The 2,165-nt window shown below is 70.4% G+C and carries 2 protein-coding genes; both read right to left on the bottom strand.

The features are described from left to right. A partial coding sequence (locus tag PLL68_RS14165; protein ID WP_324535170.1) for a hypothetical protein occupies positions 1-435 on the bottom strand: 435 nt, incomplete at its 3' end. 120 nt (positions 436-555) lie between these two features. Continuing rightward, positions 556-2,165, bottom strand: a 1,610-nt coding sequence (locus PLL68_RS14160; RefSeq protein WP_502910721.1) for a nuclease-related domain-containing DEAD/DEAH box helicase, incomplete at its 5' end; no start/stop codon positions are given.

The raw sequence follows: 2,165 nt of genomic DNA, 5'->3' as shown, positions 1-2,165 counted from the left end.
CGACATGCTGGCGGTCTTCATGTCGGCGAGGATCGGCACGGCGTCGATGGGGATGTCGTTGAGCAACGGGCTCGTGTACGCGGACTCGAAGTCACCCTGGGTGACCTTGCCCTGGTTGGCCAGCCCGCCGATGGTCGTCGCTCCCATGAGGGCGGCCGACATGCCGGCACACTCCAGCGACCCGGCACCGTAGGCCTTGACCGGGGGCAGGTCCGCCGGCGACGGCATGGGCGGGGCCAGAGGGGTGCTCTGGGCGGGCTCGGCGGCGGGAGTGCTTGGAGCGGCTGCCGTGCTCGGAGCCGCCGACGAGGCTGCTGCGTCAGTGGCGCTCGCCGCCGGGTCGGCGGGCTCTGCGTCGCCGCAGCCCGCGAGCGCGATGAGCACGGCAGGGACGAGGAGGAGGCGGACAGAGCGGGTGGAGATGTGCGGACGCATCAGCGGACCTTTCGAGTGAGAACCCCAACCCCGTCACGCCGACACCGCAGCCAGATCGCTGACGACGTCGGTGACGTGACATCCCCAAGGAGCCGTTCACGCCCCGTCTGATACGTCAGGTCAGGCGATCCCGAGCCTGCGTGCCACGGCCGGCCCACCCATCTCGAGGATGACGTCGCGCGGGCCGACGACGACGAGCTTGTCGGTGGCCCGCGAGAGCCCGACGTAGAGCCGTTCGCGGGCTCGTTCGCGCGGGGTGCTCTCGTTGACGCAGAGCACGACGACCTTGCGCTCCAGGCCCTTGCAGCCGAGCACGTGGCCGTAGAAGACGCAGTCCTTGTCCCAGAAGGTGCGCCAGTAGCCGAGCTGACCCTCGGACTCCTGGAGCGAGACCTGTTCGGGGTGGCGGGCGCCGGTGGTGAGCAGGGCGACGTCCTCGGGGCGCCAGCCGTCCTCGAGCAGCGGGTCGATCTGGTCGTCGGCGGCGTCGAGGGCATCGTCAGCGCTGGCTTCGACGTAGGTGACCTCGGGCCCTTCTCCCCCGCGCGCGTACATGCGCATCGGCGCGAGCGGCAGGAAGGTCTCGGTGATCTGGCGGGTGTTGCGCAGGTTGTGGTCGAGCACGAGCGGCACCAGCGGGACCGGTGGTCGGCCGAAGCGCGCGAAGACCCGCTGGTTCTCGTCGCTGTAGACGTAGACGCCGCCGTCGAGCTCGTCGCGCAGGCAGCGCATGATCGGCGTCCACCAGCCGTCGGCGAAGTCCTGGCCCTCGTCGACGACGACGGCGTCGAACCGTTTGCCGTCTGGCAGGTCGCCGGCCCGTTCCGTCATCTGTGACGGCAGCCGGTTCTCCCAGAAGTCGGTGTCGTCGCGGCCTCCGAACTCGCTCACCCCGAGGTAGGCGGCGAGGTCCTCGAAGGTGCCGACGAAGGCGGGTCGGTGCCGGCGGTCGACGGTGTCCATGTAGCGCTTGAACCAGCTGGCCAGGCCCACCGAGTAGCAGAGCAGGGCGACCCGCTGCGAGGGCTGACCGTGGCGGCCGTGGGTGAGCTCCTTGGCCTGGGTGAGGGCCAAGACCGTCTTGCCGCTGCCGGCGCCGCCGCGCACGTCGACGCGGTGGATCAGCCGGGTCACACCCAGGATGGTCGCCTGCTCGATCGTCAGCCGGTCGGCGCGTGACTCTCGCTCGTCGGCCTCGGCCAGCAGGGTGCGCTGGGGCAGGCTGCGGCCCTTGAGGATCTCGATAATGAGGTCGCAGTCGTCGTGCGTGGGCACGCGGTGCCCGCTCTCCTGCCGGGCCGCGATGTCGTGCAGGCGGCCGGCGAGGTCGTGCTGGTCACCCCGGCCGCTGATCATCCAGCGTGGGCAGTCCGGGGTGTCGAAGTCGTCAGCGACGTCGGTGTACGGGGCGGCGATGGCGTGGCCGAACCTCACTCTGGTGCGGCTGCTCGCCTTCCAGCGCGGGTCGCGCTCGATGTAGGCGCGCAGGGCGTACTTGCCGTCGCGGCCCTGATCGACCGGGTGCACCACGCGCTGGCCCTTGCCGTGGCCGACGACCCAGTCGCCGTCCTCCATCCGCAGGTCTCCGCCCTTGACCTCGACGACGACGATGCCGACCTCTGGCATGAGCACGATGACGTCGAGCTCGTGGTCCTTCTTGGTGTCGGTGAGCCGGACGTTCGCCAGCAGAATCCAGTCGGACGCGCCGTCGGCCTTCAGGCGCGTCCACA

Origin of the sequence: Ornithinibacter sp. (genome assembly GCF_035443565.1) — a bacterium.
Classification (GTDB): Bacteria; Actinomycetota; Actinomycetes; order Actinomycetales; family Dermatophilaceae; genus Fodinibacter.
Note: the sequence above shows the minus strand (reverse complement) of the source record. Positions and strands in the feature narration are given on the sequence as shown.